Annotated in this window: 16 protein-coding genes and 2 tRNA genes; 7 read left to right on the top strand and 11 right to left on the bottom strand. The window is 62.0% G+C overall.

Translation table 11 applies throughout. The features are described 5' to 3' along the window. Positions 1 to 52 precede the first annotated feature (52 nt). The 3 genes from ACODTW_RS26430 to ACODTW_RS26440 form a co-directional block, all read right to left on the bottom strand. Positions 53 to 406: a DUF2946 family protein gene (locus ACODTW_RS26430; RefSeq protein WP_488949136.1), complete on the bottom strand. Its 354-nt coding sequence runs from the start codon at positions 404 to 406 to the stop codon at positions 53 to 55. 126 nt (positions 407 to 532) lie between these two features. Next, positions 533 to 1723: a vWA domain-containing protein gene (locus ACODTW_RS26435; RefSeq protein ID WP_488949137.1), complete on the bottom strand. Its 1191-nt coding sequence runs from the start codon at positions 1721 to 1723 to the stop codon at positions 533 to 535. Between the two features lie 51 nt (positions 1724 to 1774). After that, complete coding sequence (locus ACODTW_RS26440) at positions 1775 to 3154, bottom strand: adenylate/guanylate cyclase domain-containing protein (protein ID WP_488949138.1); 1380 nt, start codon at positions 3152 to 3154, stop codon at positions 1775 to 1777. 375 nt (positions 3155 to 3529) lie between these two features. Here ACODTW_RS26440 and ACODTW_RS26445 point away from each other — a divergent pair, with 375 nt between their 5' ends. Beyond that, the gene (locus ACODTW_RS26445) at positions 3530 to 3991 is read left to right on the top strand and encodes a hypothetical protein (protein WP_488949139.1); all 462 of its coding nucleotides are present in this window, start codon (positions 3530 to 3532) and stop codon (positions 3989 to 3991) included. A gap of 80 nt (positions 3992 to 4071) precedes the next feature. Then, positions 4072 to 4539, top strand: coding sequence for a hypothetical protein (locus tag ACODTW_RS26450; protein WP_488949140.1), 468 nt, complete (start codon positions 4072 to 4074; stop codon positions 4537 to 4539). Between the two features lie 50 nt (positions 4540 to 4589). On the opposite strand, the gene ACODTW_RS26455 is transcribed toward ACODTW_RS26450, so the two are convergent. Beyond that, positions 4590 to 4964, bottom strand: coding sequence for an Mth938-like domain-containing protein (locus tag ACODTW_RS26455; protein ID WP_488949141.1), 375 nt, complete (start codon positions 4962 to 4964; stop codon positions 4590 to 4592). Between the two features lie 72 nt (positions 4965 to 5036). Beyond that, the gene (gene yajC / locus ACODTW_RS26460) at positions 5037 to 5384 is read right to left on the bottom strand and encodes a preprotein translocase subunit YajC (protein WP_488949142.1); all 348 of its coding nucleotides are present in this window, start codon (positions 5382 to 5384) and stop codon (positions 5037 to 5039) included. 214 nt (positions 5385 to 5598) lie between these two features. On the opposite strand from yajC, the gene ACODTW_RS26465 reads away from it, so the two are divergent. The 3 genes from ACODTW_RS26465 to ACODTW_RS26475 all read left to right on the top strand — a co-directional run bounded on the left by ACODTW_RS26465 (position 5599) and on the right by ACODTW_RS26475 (position 10183). Continuing rightward, on the top strand, positions 5599 to 6468 hold the full coding sequence (locus tag ACODTW_RS26465; RefSeq protein WP_488949143.1) for an ATP-binding protein: 870 nt from the start codon (positions 5599 to 5601) through the stop codon (positions 6466 to 6468). A 254-nt stretch (positions 6469 to 6722) separates the two neighbouring features. After that, positions 6723 to 7955, top strand: a complete 1233-nt coding sequence (locus ACODTW_RS26470) for a tetratricopeptide repeat protein (RefSeq protein ID WP_488949144.1) — start codon at positions 6723 to 6725, stop codon at positions 7953 to 7955. A gap of 125 nt (positions 7956 to 8080) precedes the next feature. Further along, on the top strand, positions 8081 to 10183 hold the full coding sequence (locus tag ACODTW_RS26475; RefSeq protein ID WP_488949145.1) for a KAP family P-loop NTPase fold protein: 2103 nt from the start codon (positions 8081 to 8083) through the stop codon (positions 10181 to 10183). Between the two features lie 115 nt (positions 10184 to 10298). Here the strand turns inward: ACODTW_RS26475 and ACODTW_RS26480 are convergent, their stop codons facing one another. The 5 genes from ACODTW_RS26480 to ACODTW_RS26500 all read right to left on the bottom strand — a co-directional run bounded on the left by ACODTW_RS26480 (position 10299) and on the right by ACODTW_RS26500 (position 16260). Next, positions 10299 to 12983, bottom strand: a complete 2685-nt coding sequence (locus tag ACODTW_RS26480) for a valine--tRNA ligase (protein ID WP_488949146.1) — start codon at positions 12981 to 12983, stop codon at positions 10299 to 10301. Between the two features lie 104 nt (positions 12984 to 13087). Then, positions 13088 to 13672: a DUF2497 domain-containing protein gene (locus tag ACODTW_RS26485; protein ID WP_488949147.1), complete on the bottom strand. Its 585-nt coding sequence runs from the start codon at positions 13670 to 13672 to the stop codon at positions 13088 to 13090. Positions 13673 to 13847: 175 nt separating this feature from the next. Continuing rightward, complete coding sequence (locus tag ACODTW_RS26490) at positions 13848 to 15239, bottom strand: TolC family outer membrane protein (protein ID WP_488949148.1); 1392 nt, start codon at positions 15237 to 15239, stop codon at positions 13848 to 13850. A gap of 2 nt (positions 15240 to 15241) precedes the next feature. Then, positions 15242 to 15574, bottom strand: coding sequence for a rhodanese-like domain-containing protein (locus tag ACODTW_RS26495; protein WP_488949149.1), 333 nt, complete (start codon positions 15572 to 15574; stop codon positions 15242 to 15244). Positions 15575 to 15594: 20 nt separating this feature from the next. After that, positions 15595 to 16260: a protein-L-isoaspartate O-methyltransferase family protein gene (locus ACODTW_RS26500; protein WP_488949150.1), complete on the bottom strand. Its 666-nt coding sequence runs from the start codon at positions 16258 to 16260 to the stop codon at positions 15595 to 15597. Positions 16261 to 16478: 218 nt separating this feature from the next. Between ACODTW_RS26500 and ACODTW_RS26505 the strand changes: the two genes are divergently transcribed. Further along, positions 16479 to 16552: transfer RNA gene (locus ACODTW_RS26505), tRNA-Cys, on the top strand. A 61-nt stretch (positions 16553 to 16613) separates the two neighbouring features. Here ACODTW_RS26505 and ACODTW_RS26510 read toward each other — a convergent pair. Beyond that, positions 16614 to 17222: an NUDIX domain-containing protein gene (locus ACODTW_RS26510; RefSeq protein WP_488949151.1), complete on the bottom strand. Its 609-nt coding sequence runs from the start codon at positions 17220 to 17222 to the stop codon at positions 16614 to 16616. 178 nt (positions 17223 to 17400) lie between these two features. Here ACODTW_RS26510 and ACODTW_RS26515 point away from each other — a divergent pair. Then, positions 17401 to 17475, top strand: a tRNA-Asn gene (locus tag ACODTW_RS26515). The last annotated feature ends 138 nt before the right edge of the window (positions 17476 to 17613 follow it).

Genomic DNA, 17613 nt, shown 5'->3' on the forward strand with positions numbered 1-17613 from the left:
CGGTCCCGCGTCAGCGGGCGCATGCGGCCATGGGATGGAAGCGATAAGGGGATCAGGCCGCGGGCGGTGCCCTGGCGCTCCAGGCGGTGAAGCGGACGGACGCGACAAGGGGCTGCGCCGACACGAGCAGCCGTTCGACCATAAGCGGGGCCGGGGCCGGAACGGGACTGGCGACAGGCGCGATGGCCAGACTGCTGACCAGCATGCCCAAGGGGCAATGGCGGCCATCGATATCGGTATGATCGGCGCCCGCGTCGTCCACGGGAAGGTCGACGGTGCCGGCCGGTGTACAGATGGGCGTGACGACGCCCATGGCCATGGACGGGGCATAAAGTGCCCAGACCAAAAGGTTAGCCAGCAAAGCCAGACTGGCCAGAGAGGTCACGGCCTGCGCCAGACGGCGCATCAATCCCCGATTGGCGAAACGATGCCTGTTCGAACCCTCACGCATGGGCCAAGATTAACGGAGCCGACCCGGAAAAGGCAGGACCATTTCGCCGCATCATTGCGCCAGGACAATCTGGCAGCCCGGTCAGCGCATCAGTTCGCGCATGCCGGCATCCAGCCCGGCCAGGGTCAGCGGATACATGCGGCCCTCCATGATCTTCTGGAACATGGAAATGGACTGCGTGTATTGCCAGTACCGCTCGTCCGTCGGGTTCAGCCAGATGGAATGGCGGTATTTGTCCAGCAGGCGCCGCATCCAGACGACGCCCGCCTCCTCGTTGAAATGCTCCACGCTGCCGCCGGGCTGGGTGATCTCGTACGGGCTCATTGAGGCGTCACCCACGAACACCAGCTTGTAATCCGGCCCATAGGTGTTGAGGACATCCATGGTCGACAGCTTTTCCACATGCCGGCGACGATTATCCTTCCACACACCCTCATAGACGCAATTGTGGAAGTAATAATATTCCAGATGCTTGAACTCCCCACGCGCGGCGCTGAACAGTTCCTCGCACAGGCGGATATGGTCATCCATCGACCCGCCAATATCCAGGAACAGCAGCACCTTCACGGCATTGTGCCGTTCCGGCACCATCTTGATATCCAGATAGCCGGCATTGCGCGCGGTCGAGGTGATGGTGTCGGGCAGGTCCAGGGTTTCCGCCGCCCCTTGCCGCGCGAATTTGCGCAGGCGGCGCAGCGCCACCTTGATGTTGCGCGTACCCAGCTCGACGCTGTCATCCAGGTTCTTGAATTCGCGCTTGTCCCAGACCTTCACGGCGCGGCGGTGACGGCTGCCATCCTGGCCGATGCGGATGCCTTCGGGATTGTAGCCATAGGCACCGAAGGGGCTGGTCCCGGCCGTGCCGACCCATTTATTGCCGCCCTGATGGCGCTCCTTCTGTTCGGCCAGCCGCTGGGCCAGCGTCTCCATCAGCTTGTCCCAGCCGCCCAAGGCCTCGATCTGGGCCTTTTCCTCGTCGGTCAGGAATTTCTCGGCCAGCTTGCGCAGCCATTCCTCGGGAATGGTGGCCGTCAGTTCCTCCGGCCCGACGACGCCGGCACCCTCCAGCCCCTTGAACACGGTGGCAAAGACGCGGTCGAACTTGTCCAGGTTGCGCTCGTCCTTCACCAGGATGGCGCGGGAAAGATAATAGAAATCCTCCACGGCATAGCCGGCGATACCGGCCTGCATCGCCTCCATCAGCGCCAGATATTCCTTCAGGCTGACGGGCACGCCGGCCTTGCGCAGGTCATAGAAGAAACCGGTGAACATCGGGCCTTTTCCGTGGGGGCAGGTGCGAAGGGCGACACTATAGCACGGTCATCATTCCGCCGCGCAGGCATCCTCATCCTGTTTCAGCGGCCGATACCACAGGGCAATGGCCCCGTCCCGTCCGCGCAGCGGCATTTCCTCCACCCGGCGGTAACCGGCCAGCACTCCGTCGCCATCGCTGACCAGGGCGGCCCCCGCCACCTCGTCGGAAATGACGATGCCGGCCTCCAGTTCGCGGGTCAGGTGCATCAGGCGGCTGGCGACATTCACGGTGTCGCCGATAACGGTGAATTCCAGCCGCTGATCGGACCCGATATCGCCAGCCACCACGGCCCCGTAATGCAGACCGATGCCCAGGCCCACGGATGGCAGGCCGCGTTCGGCGCGCAGGCGGTTCCAGGCCAATATCTCTTCCTGCATGTCATGGGCGCAGGCAAGGGCCGCCGCCGGATCGCGGCCGCTGGGCGCCAGCAGGCCGAAGGTGGCCATGACGCAATCACCGATATATTTGTCGACCGTGCCGCCATGGGTGAACACGGCCTTTTCCATGCGCACCCGGAATTCGCGCAGCAGGTCGATGATCTCTCCCGCCGGCGCATTCTCGCACAGACGGGTAAAACCGGTCAGATCGGCGAACAGCACGCAGACGACGCGCGTGTTGGGACGCGACAGCGGGCTGTCGCTGGCCGCCAGCCGTTCCACCATGTCAGGCGAGAAATAGCGGGCCAGGTTGGCGCGTTCACATTCCGTCGCCGCCTGGCTGACCAGCAGCATCTTGGCGCGCCGCACGGCCGCCGCCAGGGTCAGCGCCACCAGCATCAGGAACAGCACCTGCGTCAGCCAGTTGGCCAGATCGACATAGCGCGGGTTCAGCATGACGCGCAGCATGTCGCCCGCATCCGGGCTGGACCACATCCAGTCGAACGGCACGGTGAAGGTGCCCGGCTGACGCAAGGCATGGATGACGACCGCCGACCAGGACATGGCGGCGGTCAGCCCGCTCCACACCACCAGCGCCGGACGCTGCACCATCACCGAACTGGCGATCAGCAGGAAATAGACGTCGAACCAGACCGACCGCGTGTTCATGGCCGGCGACAGATCCTCACCGCCCACGGTGATGGGAGAGATCATCACCATGGCAATGGCGAAATGATCAAAGGCGACGGAGGCGAACATCTGCCAGGGCCGGAACCAGCGCGTCTTGTGCAGCGCCCACAGCGCCAGGGCGTTGCAGGCGATGGTGGCGATCACCGCATAGCCGGCGATATTGTCTTCCTGCTGGTTCAGCATATAGATCCAGGCCAGGATCGCCCCCAGCCCGATCATGCGGGCCCAGGTCGCCACCTCGATCCCGCGCGATTGCTCACGCGCGAACACGGCCTTCAGCCGCGCCTCCGTCCCGAGATTGCGATCCGCCTGATTGCTCATGCCCTGTCCCCTGCCGCGACCGAGGGTTCAGCCGCGACCCGTCCTTTATACCGCATCCGCGGCATTTTTTCAGGCGCCATCACCCCTTGCGGATAACGGCCCCGTCACCCGGTGCGGCGGCAGATTGACCACGGATTGTGGAGCCCTTGTGGCAAGCCGACATCCTGGCCGCCCATGCATAATGCATCATTTCTTTGAGTCATCATTGCGAATAGCAATATATTTGCATAACGCAAAGAATGGGCGCCGGACAGGCATTCGTTAACCATAGCGATTCCGCCATTTTTCCACCCCCACCCCATCGGCATACCCCTTGCTTTAGGTTGTGGCATCAAAGGCGGAAACGCCAAGCCAGCCGAACCGATGGAGCCCCCGATGACCAAGTTCTTCGCCAAGACCGCCGCCGCCGCCCTGATCGCTTCCGCCATTGCGGCCCCGGCCATGGCCCAGAACAGCTCCGGCAATTTCCAGCTGAAGGGCAATGTTGCGCTCTCCTGCACCATCGCGGTCCAGGATCTGGGCCAGTCCCTGTCGCTGAAGGCCGGTGAGACCAACAAGACCGTCGGCTCCGTCACCGAGACCTGCAATTCCGGCTCCGGCTACCGCATCACGCTGGCTTCCGCTAATTCGGGCAAGCTGAAGAGCGGCAATTTCACCATCGATTACAGCGTCAATTACGACAGCTATACCGGTGCGCTGACCAGTCAGGCCGTTGTTGACCGCGCCAATGCCCAGTTCGGCAAGAAGTCGGACCTGAAGGTTACCGTGGGCGCGTCGGACCAGTACATTGCCGGCGATTATGCCGACACCGTCACCGTCACCATCGCCGCCAAGTAAGCGCTGGTGATGTTTTGAAGCGTACAGCCCCGCCCGAAACGGGCGGGGCTCAATCAAAACCATAGCCGAAGAGGTGCAAAATGCGCCGATTTCTGGCACGGGCCATGGCCGCCCTGCTGTTGTCGAGCACCGCCCTGATGCCGGTGGCATCCAGGGCGCAGAATACATCCGGCAATATCGGGCTGCGCGGCAGCATGCCCATGTCCTGCGCCATTGCGGTGCAGGACCTGAACGCCACCTGGAACCTGACGTCGGGCGAAAGCTCCAAGACGGTAGGGTCGGTGACGGAAACCTGCAATGCGGCGTCCGGCTACTCGATCAGCCTGGCGTCGGCCAATGGCGGCAAGCTGAAAAGCGGCGCCAACGAAATCGCCTATACCGTCGATTACGACAGCAATGCCGGCGGCCTTTCCAGCCAGATGGTGGTGGAACGCGCCACGGCCCAGTTCGGCAAGAAGTCCGACCTGAAGGTGACGGTGCCCATCTCCGCCCAGCATGTGGCCGGCGATTATGCCGACACCATCACCGTGACCATCGCCGCGCGTTGACATCCCGGTCGGGCCTTGTGTCCGCAAAGCGGCACCGGCCCTGGTTGGGCTCAGACAGTGAACAAGGCCGCCGCCACGCGCCGCCCCTCCGCCAACAGAATGTTGTAGGTGCGGCAGGCAGCGGGACTGTCCATCACATCCACGACAATTCCCTTCTCCCGCAGGCCCTTGCGCAGGGCCGACGGCAGCAGTCCCATGCGGGCACCACAGCCCAGCAGCAGTACCTCCGGCTTAGGCTCGGCGTCCAGAAGGGGCGCGAAATCCTCCGCCGTCAGGGCAGCGAATCCCGTCACCGGCCATTGGATGGTCCGGTCGGGAAAGACGATGATGGCGCTTTCATAGACAATATTGGAAACGCGGAAGCGGCCCGGACCATAGGTATCGATGACCTGCCGGTCGGCGGGGATGATCGGCGTGATTTCCATGACATCGCCCTTCACAATGCAAAACGGCCCGCCGCAAAAGACGACGGGCCGTTTTCATGCCTTGCGGCGTGATTACTTCTCTTCCGCCTTGGCCGGCTCGGTCTTGGCCAGGACGCTGGTGATGGTGCCGCGCAGGACGCGCACGCGCACGCCTTCCGCGATCTCCACGGTCACGTCATCCTCGTTATTGCCGACCTTGACGACGGTGCCGATGATGCCGCCACCGGTGACCACACGGTCGCCGCGCCGCAGCGCCTCCAGCATGCCCTTATGCTCCTTCAGCTTCTTCTGCTGCGGACGGATCAGCAGGAAATAGAAGACCACGAAGATCAGCACCAGCGGCGCCAGCGACATCAGGGATTCCATGCCACCACCCGGCGCACCGGCAGCGGCCTGGGCATAGGCCGTGGAAATGAACATCAACCGCTCCTTAAAATTCGATCATCCGGCACGGGTCCGGACGGGGGGGACTATACAAGCCGCCGGCCCCGTTGCAACCGAAACCGGGCGCTGCCATGCGGCAAGCGGGCTTCGGACCGCCATTGGGGCCGTGATAGCGTGGCCCCTCATCTGGCCCCGCACCGCGCAAGGTGCAAGGGGGCGGCCCCACGATCGAGCCTTTGAGCGTTCCAGCATGGCCCTGTCCACCGATCCCCATCCGCTGCTGCCCGTCTTGTCGCGCATTGCCGAGGCGCTGGACCGGCTGGCCCCGCCCGCCCGGCCTACGGGCGACCTGTCGGCGGCCGATGCCTTTGTCTGGCAGGCCGCCACCCTGTCGCTGACCCCGGTGGGCCGCGTCGCCCATGTCGATTACGACCTGCTGAAGGGCATCGACCGGCAGAAGGCGCAGTTGCTGGAGAACACAACCCGTTTCGCCCGTGGCCTGCCCGCCAACAACGCCCTGCTGTGGGGGGCGCGCGGCATGGGCAAAAGCTCCATCGTCAAGGCCGTGCATGCCCGCATCAACCGCGATACGCCGGGGTCGCTGGCCCTGGTGGAAATCCACCGCGACGACATCCCCACGCTGGGCCGGCTGCTGGAGGTGCTGCGCGACAGCGACCGACGCTGTGTGCTGTTCTGCGACGACCTGTCCTTCAGCCATGATGACGGCGATTACAAATCGCTGAAGGCCCTGCTGGAAGGCGGGATCGAGGGGCGGCCCGACAATGTCATCCTCTACGCCACCTCCAACCGCCGCCACCTGATGCCGCGCGACATGATCGAGAATGAGCGGTCGACGGCCATCAACCCGTCAGAGGCGGTGGAGGAAAAGATCAGCCTGTCCGACCGGTTCGGCCTGTGGCTGGGCTTCCATGCCTGCGACCAGGACAATTATTTCGCCATGGTCGAGGGTTACGCCGCCGCCTATGGCCTGGGGCTCAGTGTGGAACAGTTGCACGCAGCCGCCGTGGAATGGTCAGTCACCCGCGGCAACCGGTCCGGCCGCGTGGCCTGGCAGTTGATCCAGGATCTGGCGGGGGCGGCGGGCAAGCGGTTGGGGTGAGGTCGTGTTCCACACCTCCTTTTCCACCCCCTTTCCGTCACCCCGGCGAAAGCCGGGGCCCAGCGTGAGGCGCGGTCAGCGCCGATATGACTCATATCGCGGCTGACGCCGCTCTACGCCTGGGCCCCGGCTTTCGCCGGGGTGACGGAAAAAGAGAGAGTGTGCGACAGAGCCCCCCCACACCCCCTTGATCCCGCGCGCCATCCGACGCAAAAACAAGGGCTTGCCCCCTGCCCCCGCTGTCGGAGCCCTTGATGTCCGCTGCCCTTCTCTCCCGCCCCTTCCGGTCCCTGGCCGCGGCCGGTGCGCTGGCTGCCCTGCTGCTGGTCCCGCCGGTCCTGGCGGAGACGGTCAGTGCGGAGGTAGGCGTACCCCTGAAGGCGGCGAAGGAGGCGCTGGCGGCCAAGCGCTACGACCAGGCGCTGAAGGAAGTGGACAAGGCCCGCGCCGTGCCCAGCATCACGGCGCGGGAGAAATGGGCGGCCGAACTGATCCGCGCCGCCATCTACAAGGCGCAAGGGCGCTTCGATCTGGCGGCCAACGCGTTCGAGGCGGCGCTGGGCCTGGTGCCCATGTCCGACGCCGACACGGGCGGCGCGCTGGAAACCCTGTCACAGCTTTGGTACCGGGCCGGGGACTTCCCCAAATCGGCGGCGTTCGGGGAAAAGGCCATGGCGGCGGGCCGTACCAGCGACGCCTTCCGCCAGATGGTGGCAGAGGCCTATTTCCGGGCCAAGCAGCCGGCCAAATCCGCCGCACTCGCCCGCCGCATCATCGATGACCAGCGCAAGGCGGGCCGCACCCCGTCGGCGGAGGTGCTGCAATTGCAGGCCGCGTCGGAATTCGGGTCGGGCGACACGGAGGGCTATATCAAGACCCTGAAGCAGCAATTGCTGAATGGCGACCGCAGCCGGGAGAATTGGCAGCGCCTGCTGGACGCCACCTCGCGCGCCAAGCCCATTCCCGACCGGCTGGACATGGACTGGGCCCGCCTGAAACTGGCCGCCAACGCCTATGACAACCCGGACAGCCTGACCGAGATGGCGCAGCGCGCCATGGTGGAAGACCTGCCCGCCGACGCGGCCGCCGCCCTGGCCCATGGCTGGAAGATCGGCCTGCTGGGCACCGGCCCAGCCGTCGAACGCCAGCAGCGCCTGCGCGATTACGCCGCCCAGCAGTTGGCCGCCCAGAAGGAAGGTCTGGCCGAGCGCCACCGCCAGGTGCTGGCCGGTAAGGATGCCAACGCGCTGGCCAAGCTGGGCATGGTCTATGCCTCGCTGGGCGACCTGAACCAGGCCATCCCCCTGCTGCAACAGGCACTGACCGGCAAACTGATCACCCCCACCGTCGTCCGCCTGCGCCTGGGCGTCCTGCAATACCGCGCCGGACAGGCTCAGGCCGCCGCCCAGACCTTAGCCGCCCTGCCGCCGGGCAGCGAAGAGGCGCGGCTGGCGGGGATTTGGGGGCTGATGTATGGGGGGCGGTGAGGGATCGCATGCATGATGTGATGCCAAAACAGATAACTCTCAGCTCTAGAGCCCTGGCAAATTTCATATTGAATGAGTAATATACCATCCAATTTGGCCTTTAGTTTTTACATTGGATGGCAAGGATGCTTCAACGACTAGGACGCCGCATTGCTGCTTTAGGTATAGCGCTAACTCTTCTTTCATTGCTGGGCTATATCGCCACATCACACGGTTTGTTTCCAGCGCTACGCACCATGGCGGTGTCAACAGTTGCGACACAAGCAGTTTTTCTTTTTGAAAATATTTCGACATCGTTGATGTCATGGTTGCTTGGCATCCAATTCCAGTGGGCGGTTGCAATTACGGGTCTTCTGCTTTTGCTCTTAGGAACGCGACTTCAGCGAACTCAAAAATTTGTGAATGCACCTTCGACGGCAGATGAAGTTGCCCCCTTTGGTGAGCGTCCACTTGCCGATGAGCAGAGAGATCTGCTTGGCTTTGGCCCTACCGCTGATTTTGTCGCCTCCGCACTAAGCCACCGGCGAGTTGGAGATAGTCAGGTAATCTCAGTCAACGGGGCTTGGGGAAGTGGAAAGTCTAGCCTTCTCAAAATGATTATTAATAGACTACAAACTGCACCTGCAAACAGCCGACCCAAAATTGTCAATTTTAATCCATGGCTTATGCGAGACTCCACGCAATTTAGCTCCGCCCTATTTAATGAATTCATTTACGCACTGGACGTCGAAGCCACCCATGGGGATGGATCAAAAGAGAAAACCTTAAACGCCAGAGATAAATTACGGCAGTTCGCAGCATTGCTTGAATTGTGTGGAAATCCTGCAAAGTTTGCTACTTTTTTTGGCGCATCCGAACTCCCAGATTGGGTAGAACCGATTGTCACCTGGACAGGTCGCCTCCTTGGACATGGCCAAACCTCGGTAGAGAGCGCCAAACGCAATGCAGTAGAGGTTCTGAGTCGCCTTGAATTTCCTGTCATATGTATTATAGATGATCTAGATCGACTAACACCCGTCGAAGTTATTGAAATTTTCCGGCTTGTAAGATCGGTTGCTGATCTTCCAAACATTACATATATTCTTTCATTTGACCTAAAAATTGTAGCCTCAATGATCGAACACACACTCTCTGGAGTAGAAGGAGCAAACTATCTTGATAAAATAGTTCAATTTTCGGTATCAGTTCCAGTCCCTGAACCCCTGAGGTTGATGGATGCCTTTATGGCAGAAATATATAGTATCGCTGCCGAACTTGGCCTGGATAGAACTAATGAAATAGATGAACTTAGAGGTATACAACTTCAGAGCCACTTTGAAACTCCACGTCTGTTCGTAAAAGCGGTTAACTCCGCAAGATTCTCAATTCGCGCCATTGGCTCAAAGGTGCATTTGTCTGACCTTGTATGGCTATCAACTTTGAAAGTTTCATACCCTCAGGTCCACCGGTTGGTGAAAGAATATTCTGAACTAATGTTGCGTCAATTCTCCGGCGTTGAGGTTTCAGAAGAAACATTTAAGGAAATCGCGAAAAATATCTCCTCAATCATTAAAGGAAAGCCACAAAATGAATCAATATTGTTCCAGATAGATCACTATCTTGGCGGAAGCATTTCTCAACAAATAGAAAATATTTCTGCGGGATATAGCTTCAAAAGATCCGCTCTTAATGACTATTTTTCTGGTAGCGCCGGAATTGAGCGTAGACTGAAGAGCGCGTACCATTGTCATATATTTTTTTCACTCAGCGAAAGCACCGCCATCATTAGCGATGATGCCGTTATTAAATTCCTTGAGCAATGCAATAACGTGCCATCAACAGCAAAAGAAAAGCTTCTCGAAATTATGAGAGAAAGCGCAGGAAAAACAGAAAGTAAATTTCAAAACCTAATCATCAAGCTATATGCACTACAAGAAGAAAGGAACAGATACAAAGGAACGGAATATGATATCGATAAGGTCGCAATCGTTCTAGCAGAAACGATCTCTACTTCCGTCAATATTGGGAATATAAACTTGTCAAGAAATTGTATATATAGTTTATGTGTCATTTTTTCTCATTACATATCTGACGAAGATGACGATCTATACACCAATAAACTTAATGAAATTAAATCAATTTTGCAAAACCATCCACTCTGGTCCGCTTTTATCATGTACGAAGTTAAAAACATAAATAATTCACAACATAAGAGCCGGATAGTGACTTTGAATAAATACCTCAATTAAAAAAACATTTTTTTGAAATAAGAAAAACTCACGCCAAAAGCGGCGCCCCACTGGGACGCCGCTTTTCTCACCTCAAACCCTCAACGCCACAGCGGGGGCACCATCGCCCCCACCCTCACCCCAACCGGGCCAGCGCCTCGGCCAGCTTGGCGCGGGTGGCGTCGGCGTCGGCGCGGCGGTCGCGTTGTTCTTCGATCACCTCTTCGGGCGCCTTGTCGACGAAGTTCTTGTTCGACAGTTTGGCGTCGATCTTGGCGATGTCCTGTTCCAGCTTGCCGATTTCCTTGCCCAGGCGGGCCTTTTCCTTCTCCACATCGATGAAGTCGGAGAGCGGCAGGATCAGGGTGGCTTCGTCCAGGACGGACTGGGCGGAACCCTTGGGCGCGTCCTCGTTCGTGGCCTCCACGCCCGACAGGCGGGCCAGACGCAGGATCAGGTCGCGGTGGGTGGCCAGACGCTGGCGCGTCACCTCGCTGGTATCCTTCAGCAGCAGGGGCAATTGCGCCGAGGGGGGCACGTTCATTTCCGAGCGCACGGTGCGGATGCCGGAAATCAGGCGCACCACCCATTCCATCTCGTCACTGGCCGCCTGATCGACCAGCGCCGCCTGGGCCAGCGGCCAGGGGGCGGAGATCAGGGTCTGGCCCTGCCCGCCCAGCTTCTCGTTCAATTCCTCCGTGATGAAGGGCATGACCGGGTGCAGCAGGTGCAGGATACGGTCCAGCACCCAGGCCGTGGTGGCGCGGGTTTCGGCCTTGGCGGCTTCATCGTCACCATTTAGGATGGGCTTGGTGAATTCCAGATACCAGTCGCAGAAGCTGTTCCAGGCGAACTGATAGATGCCGGCCGCCGCCTCGTTGAACTTATAGGCGTCCAGCGCGTCGGTGATGCGACCGGCCGCCTGCTGCACGGCGCTGACGATCCATTTATTGACTGTCAGCTTCACGGCTGCCGGATCGAACCCGGCCACGGGGGCGACCTGGTTCATTTCGGCATAGCGCGCGGCGTTCCACAGCTTGGTGGCGAAGTTGCGATAGCCTTCGACGCGGTTCACCGCCAGCTTGATGTCGCGCCCCTGGGCCGCCATGGCCGTCAACGTGAAGCGCAGGGCGTCGCAGCCATACTGGTCGATCACCTCCAGCGGGTCGATGACATTGCCCTTCGACTTCGACATCTTCTGGCCCTTTTCATCGCGGACCAGGGCATGGATGTAGATGGCCTTGAACGGCACATCGCCCATGAAATGGATGCCCATCATCATCATGCGGGCGACCCAGAAGAAGATGATGTCGAAGCCGGTGACCAGCACGTCACCGGGGTAATAGCGCCCCAGCTCCGGGGTCTGTTCCGGCCAGCCCAGCGTGCTGAACGGCCACAGGGCAGACGAGAACCAGGTATCCAGCACGTCGCTGTCGCGCGTCAGGGCCACGCCCTCGCCGGCCAAGGCCTGCGCCTCCTCCGCCGTCTCTGCCACGAAGACATTGCCGTCGGCATCATACCAGGCGGGGATCTGGTGACCCCACCAAAGCTGACGCGAGATGCACCAGGGCTGGATGTTGCGCATCCATTCGAAATAAGTGTTTTCCCAGTTCTTGGGCACGAACTGGGTCTTACCCGTCTCCACCGCCTCAATGGCCGGCTTGGCCAGGGTGGCCGCGTCGCAATACCATTGGTCGGTCAGCCAGGGCTCGATCACCACGCCGGACCGGTCGCCATGCGGCTGGGTCATCTTGTGCGGGACGATCTGTTCCAGCAGCTCCAGCGCCTCCAGATCGGCCACAACCTTCTTGCGCGCCTCGTACCGGTCCAGGCCGCGATAGGCCTCCGGCACCGGCTCGGCAAAGGCTTCCAGACGGCCATTGGCGTCCGGCTTGTAACCTTCGAAACTCTGGACGATGCGGGCATCGCGGTCCAGCAGGTTGATCAGCGGCAGCTTGTGACGCTTGCCGACCTCGAAATCGTTGAAATCGTGGGCGGGCGTGATCTTCACGGCCCCCGACCCCGTCTCCGGATCGGCATATTCATCCGCCACGATGGGGATCAGGCGGCCGACCAGGGGCAGGCGCACGAACTTGCCGATCAGGTCCTTGTAGCGCTCATCGTCCGGATGCACGGCCACGGCCGTGTCGGCCAGCATCGTCTCGGGCCGGGTGGTGGCGACAACGATATAGCGGCCTTCCTGCCCGTCAATGGGATAGCGGAAATGCCACAGATTGCCGTTCACCTCCTTCTGCTCGACCTCCAGGTCGGAGATGGCGGTGTGCAGCTTGGGGTCCCAGTTGACCAGACGCTTGTCGCGATAGATCAGGCCCTGGCGGTACAGTTCCACGAACACCTTGCGGACGGCCTTGTTCAGGCCTTCATCCATGGTGAAGCGTTCGCGCGCCCAGTCGGTGGAGGCGCCCAGGCGGCGAAGCTGGCGGGTGATGGTGCCGCCGGACTCGGCCTTCCATTCCCAGACCTTTTCCAGGAACTTCTCACGCCCCAGATCCTGGCGCGTGATGCCTTCCTTGCCCAGGTTGCGCTCCACCACCATCTGGGTGGCGATGCCGGCATGGTCGGTGCCTGGCTGCCACAGGGCATCCTTGCCGCGCATGCGCTGATACCGGATCAGAATGTCCTGAAGCGTGAAGGTCAGGGCGTGGCCCATATGCAGGCTGCCCGTTACGTTGGGCGGCGGCATCATGATGGTATAGGGCGTCTGGTTCGAATCGACGTGTGCGGCGAACGCGCCCGTGTCTTCCCAGCGCTGATAATGGCTGGCTTCCACCTCGGCGGGGGAGAACGTCTTTTCCAACATGATGGCCGGGCCTTCCGGGTAAGGGGGATCGGGTTAAATAAAGGAAAAGGGGCGGCACCCACAAGGCGCCGCCCCTTTTGTTCATGTCAAAGCAGGCAAGCGCGTCAGTCGAGGCCGCGCCGTACGACCCGCTCAATCTCACGCTTGACCATCCGCTCCACCATGGTGGGCAGATTGTCATCCAGCCATTCACGGATCATGGGACGCACGATCTCGTAAACGATCTGTTCCAGGGTCAAATCGCCCCGGCCGACCGGGCCGTCACCCGTCAGGCTGGGCCCGCCACGGCGGAATCCGGCCAGACCGGCGGCAAAGGCGCGGCTGGCCGCATCGGCGGCGTAATCAGAGATCAGGCCACCATCATCCGGCGGGGGTGCCCGACGCGGCGGAGGCGGCGGCGAGAAATAGGTCTCCGGCTCTTCCTGAACCATCTGGGTCAGTTCAAGCGGCTCCTCCTCTTCCTCCTCGATCGGGGGGAAATCCGGCTCCGGATCGAACACCATCGGGGGTGGCGGCGGCGGAGGCGGCGGGGGGGGAGGCGGCGGCGGAGGCGGGGGAGGAGGCGGCGGTGGCGGGGGCGGCGGAGGCGGCTCCTCCGGCGGCGCTTCACCGTCCTCGGAAATAATCCGGCGGATGGAAGCAAGAATCTCTTCCATCGATGGTTCTTGTGAGGACCCTTTGTCGGCCATTGCGCGCGTAACCTGACCTTCCACGAAGCTGGCCGCAAGCCTAGGGCAGAACGCGGCAAAATTCCACGAACTTGTTAAAGGAATTAAGGAAACCGCGCTTTCAGAGGCTCAAAAGACAAGGGGAGGCGAATCCGCCTCCCCTTCCCTGGATACAATCGATGGTATTGCCGACGAATCAATCGGCCGACAGACCCCACAGCTTGCTGGACGCGCTCTCATAATGCGCGTTCACGTCATAGGCCTGGACCGGCAGGTCCAGGGCCTTGGGCGAAAGCTGACCGACGGCGGCCATGACCTGGAAGCTGGCGACAACCTCGTCACGCTGTGAACGGACCAGCTCCACCTGCGCGCTCAGCAGTTCCTGTTCGGCGTCGAGCGTATCCAGCACGGTGCGCGAACCCACCGTGGCTTCCTGGCGCACACCTTCCAGGGCGATGTTGGCGGCGCGCACCTGCTCCTGGCGCGACTTGATCGACGAACGGGCCGTCGTCAGGGCCTCCCAGGCGCGGATGGCCGTTTCCCGGGACTGGCGTACGGCCTCGTCGATCTGGATGCGGCGCTGGGACGCGGTCTGCTTGGCTTCGCGCACGCGGGCCGTGGTGCCGCCGGCCTCATAGATCGGCACGGAGACGCGGGCCATCACCGATGCCTGGTCCAGCGTGTCGATGCTGCCATTGTAGTTCCAGCTGCGCTGGACGGACCCGACCACCGATACGGTGGGCAGCAACTCGCCAGCCACCTGATCGACGGCGGCATCGGCTGCCCGTTCGCTGTACTTGGCAGCCAGGACCTGCGGGCTGCCCTGTTCGGCCAGATTGATGATGGCCTCGCGCGAGGCCGGCAGACCCGTCAGCGGCGACGGCTGCAACAGGTTTTCCGGCAAAGCGCCGATCATGCGGGCGAAGGTGGCGCGGCTGGCATTCAGGGCGCCTTCGGCGGCGATACGGTTGGATTCCGACAGGGCCAGACGCGACTCGGACTGGCTGACGTCGGTGCGGGTGATCTCGCCCACGCGGAAGCGGTCGCGGGCGGCTTCCAGCTGGCGCTTCAGCACCTGCACATTGTTGACGTTCAGGTCCAGCACGGCCTGGTCGCGGACCACGTCGGAATAGGCAGTGGCGGCGGACAGCAGCACGCTCTGTTCCGTGGCCGACAGGCTGGCGCGCTGCGCCTGGATCAGAGCCTCGGCGCGGCTCATCGCGGCTTCGGTGCGGCCGCCGCGAAAAATCGGCTGGGTGATGTCGGCGCCGACGGATTTCTGCGTCCAGTTGCTGGTCGTCAGGCCCGAATCCGTGCGGTACCGGCCATAATCACCATCGACGGTCAGCGTCGGCAGATAGCCGGAGCGGGCCTGCGGCACCAGTTCGTCGGTGGCGCGCAACTGGGCGCGGGCCGCATCCAGGGTGGGATTCGACTGGTAGGCAGCGGCCAGCGCTTCCTGCAACGTCTGCGCCTGGGCGGGGGTAATGCCCAACCCACAGGCCAAGGCCACGGCCGGCAGTGCGGCGCGCGCCACGCGGCGCAGGAACTGGGTGGTCGAGGTCGGCTTCTGACGGGTGGAATGCATGGTCAATACACCTTCATGGTCGGATCGATACGCCGGGCCCAAGCGTCGATTCCGCCCGCAAGATTGATGGCCCGGTCAAAACCCTGGGCACGCAGCCAGGACGTGGCGTGCGCGCTTCGCATGCCGTGATGGCACAGGACCGCAATATCCCGGTCCTGCGGCAATACCGTCACGGCAGACGGTAATTGCCCGAGTGGAATGTGGATGCTTTCACCGATCCGGCAAAGTTCCACTTCCCAGGGTTCGCGTACATCCAGCACGACAACCCCATCATTTCCACGCAGCCTGTCCGCCAATTCCTCCACAGTCATCTCATTGTCTGTGATGGGGCGCACAGGCTGGCTCCGCGGCTGGATCAGAACTGGAAATCCGGCTTGGCTTCCAGCCCGGGCAGGATGGCGGCCGACGCGTCGAACAGGACGCGGCTGGACACCTTGCCACCCGTCTTCTGGTAGAGGCGGGCCACACCCTGGCCGCTTTCCGGAATGACGACGGCCATCAGGCGTCCACCCTCGGCCAGCTGGTCCAGCAGCGTCGCGGGCACGGCAGCAACCGCGCCCTGCACAATGATCACATTGTACGGACCCTGCTTGGCCCAGCCCGCATTCAGGGGGCCCTGCATGACGGCCGCATTGTCGACGCCATGGGTCTGCACGGCCTGATTGGCCTGGGCGGCCAGCTCGCTGTCCGATTCCACGGCGACGACCGTGGCGGCCAGACGGCCCAGGACAGCGGCGGAGTAGCCGGTGCCGGTACCGATATCCAGGACGATGTCGGTCGGCTGGATCCTGGCATCGTTCAGCAGCCGGGCCAGGACCATCGGTTCCAGCAGGAAGCGGCCCTTGCCGATGGAAATGCTCTTGTCGACATAGGCGACACCGCGCAGCCCGGCGGGCACGAACTGATCGCGCGGCACGGCCAGGAAGGCATCGACCACGCGCTGGTCGGTCACCTTGTTCGGCCGGATCTGGCCTTCGACCATATTCAGACGGGCGGCGCTATATTCGGTGTTGGCCATCATGGGACGGGTCTGTCGCGCTGGGGATGACAAAGGGTGGGATGAATCCGCGAAGGGAATCCACGGTGCTATATATCCGCCCCGCCCGCGGAACACAATGTTGCGCCTGCACCAGAGCAGGACGCAGACGAATAATTGCACCACCCCCTTGACCACCCCCTTCCCGCCCGTCTATATAGCGGCCCCACCCCGGACGGCGCGTAGGCTGATGGGGCACCGTTGGCGCGGTGGCAGAATGGTGATGCAACGGACTGCAAATCCGTGAATCCGGGTTCGATTCCCGGCCGTGCCTCCAAGTTTCAAGCCTGTCTGTCAGGCGATGTGAAGGCCCGCCCCTCCGGCGGGCCTTCTGCATATCAGGGCTGTTGCAGGCCGCGGGCCAGCAGGGCGCGCAGATCGGCCGGCGTCGCCGGATCGGTCAGCAGCAAAGGCAGGCGCAGCAGCGCGATCAGGGACAAGCCATCGGTGATCGCCCCCGACTGGGCCATGGCCAGCGCCTCGTGCAGTGGCAGACGGCGCACGGCCAGTTCCTCTGTATCGTCGGGCTCCGCCTCACCCTCGGTCAGACCCCAGGCAACGAAAAGGGTGCCCTCCTCATCCGACACGCTGTTGGACAGATCGACCTTCTGGAAGGCCAGCAGATGGGCGGCCGCCACACCGGTCTCTTCCCGCAGTTCGCGCCGCGCGCCCACCGCCGGGTCTTCGCCCACCGGCACCCCGCCCTCCGGGATTTCCCAGCTATAGCGGTCATGGGGATAGCGATACTGCCCCACCAGCCAGGTCGTACCGTCATCGGCGACGGGCACCACACCCACCGCATGGTTGCGAAACCGCACGACGCCATAGATGCCGGGCGCGCCGCTGGGCTTCACCACATCGTGATGTTCCACGGCGATCCAGGGATTCTCATAAACGGCGCGCAGGGCCTTCAGACGCCAGGGATTGCGGGCGGGGTCGGGGCGCATGGGCGGTCTCCGGTTGAGTCATGGGTGCAGGCTACTGGAATCAAAGGAGATTTCCAGCCGTATGAAGAAAATGCGGCAAAAAGCGAAACAGGGGTTTACAAACAAGGACAGGGTTGGCTATAAGCCCGCCCACCGCACGATGCGGCGTCGCAAAACGGCGCCGGGTCGGACGCACTGATCCCAGGTAGCTCAGAGGTAGAGCAGGCGGCTGTTAACCGCCCGGTCGGGGGTTCGAATCCCTCCCTGGGAGCCAATCGTGCAAGGCCGGATGTCGCTAACATCCGGCCTTGTGCTTTCAGGTTCGTGCTGTGGTATATAAGGTGTGGTTGGAACTGGCTGATCCCAGGTAGCTCAGAGGTAGAGCAGGCGGCTGTTAACCGCCCGGTCGGGG

The organism is Niveispirillum sp. FG148, assembly GCF_057809655.1.

Excerpts from the sequence above, each read along its gene's own strand:
- ACODTW_RS26440 (WP_488949138.1), bottom strand. The coding sequence starts at position 3,154 with ATGAGCAATCAGGCGGATCGCAATCTCGGGACGGAGGCGCGGCTGAAG.
- ACODTW_RS26445 (WP_488949139.1), top strand. The coding sequence starts at position 3,530 with ATGACCAAGTTCTTCGCCAAGACCGCCGCCGCCGCCCTGATCGCTTCC.
- ACODTW_RS26465 (WP_488949143.1), top strand. The coding sequence starts at position 5,599 with ATGGCCCTGTCCACCGATCCCCATCCGCTGCTGCCCGTCTTGTCGCGC.
- ACODTW_RS26485 (WP_488949147.1), bottom strand. The coding sequence starts at position 13,672 with ATGGCCGACAAAGGGTCCTCACAAGAACCATCGATGGAAGAGATTCTT.
- ACODTW_RS26480 (WP_488949146.1), bottom strand. The coding sequence starts at position 12,983 with ATGTTGGAAAAGACGTTCTCCCCCGCCGAGGTGGAAGCCAGCCATTAT.
- ACODTW_RS26470 (WP_488949144.1), top strand. The coding sequence starts at position 6,723 with ATGTCCGCTGCCCTTCTCTCCCGCCCCTTCCGGTCCCTGGCCGCGGCC.
- ACODTW_RS26455 (WP_488949141.1), bottom strand. The coding sequence starts at position 4,964 with ATGGAAATCACGCCGATCATCCCCGCCGACCGGCAGGTCATCGATACC.
- ACODTW_RS26500 (WP_488949150.1), bottom strand. The coding sequence starts at position 16,260 with ATGATGGCCAACACCGAATATAGCGCCGCCCGTCTGAATATGGTCGAA.
- ACODTW_RS26435 (WP_488949137.1), bottom strand. The coding sequence starts at position 1,723 with ATGTTCACCGGTTTCTTCTATGACCTGCGCAAGGCCGGCGTGCCCGTC.
- ACODTW_RS26475 (WP_488949145.1), top strand. The coding sequence starts at position 8,081 with ATGCTTCAACGACTAGGACGCCGCATTGCTGCTTTAGGTATAGCGCTA.
- ACODTW_RS26490 (WP_488949148.1), bottom strand. The coding sequence starts at position 15,239 with ATGCATTCCACCCGTCAGAAGCCGACCTCGACCACCCAGTTCCTGCGC.
- ACODTW_RS26430 (WP_488949136.1), bottom strand. The coding sequence starts at position 406 with ATGCGCCGTCTGGCGCAGGCCGTGACCTCTCTGGCCAGTCTGGCTTTG.
- ACODTW_RS26510 (WP_488949151.1), bottom strand. The coding sequence starts at position 17,222 with ATGCGCCCCGACCCCGCCCGCAATCCCTGGCGTCTGAAGGCCCTGCGC.
- ACODTW_RS26450 (WP_488949140.1), top strand. The coding sequence starts at position 4,072 with ATGCGCCGATTTCTGGCACGGGCCATGGCCGCCCTGCTGTTGTCGAGC.
- yajC (WP_488949142.1), bottom strand. The coding sequence starts at position 5,384 with ATGTTCATTTCCACGGCCTATGCCCAGGCCGCTGCCGGTGCGCCGGGT.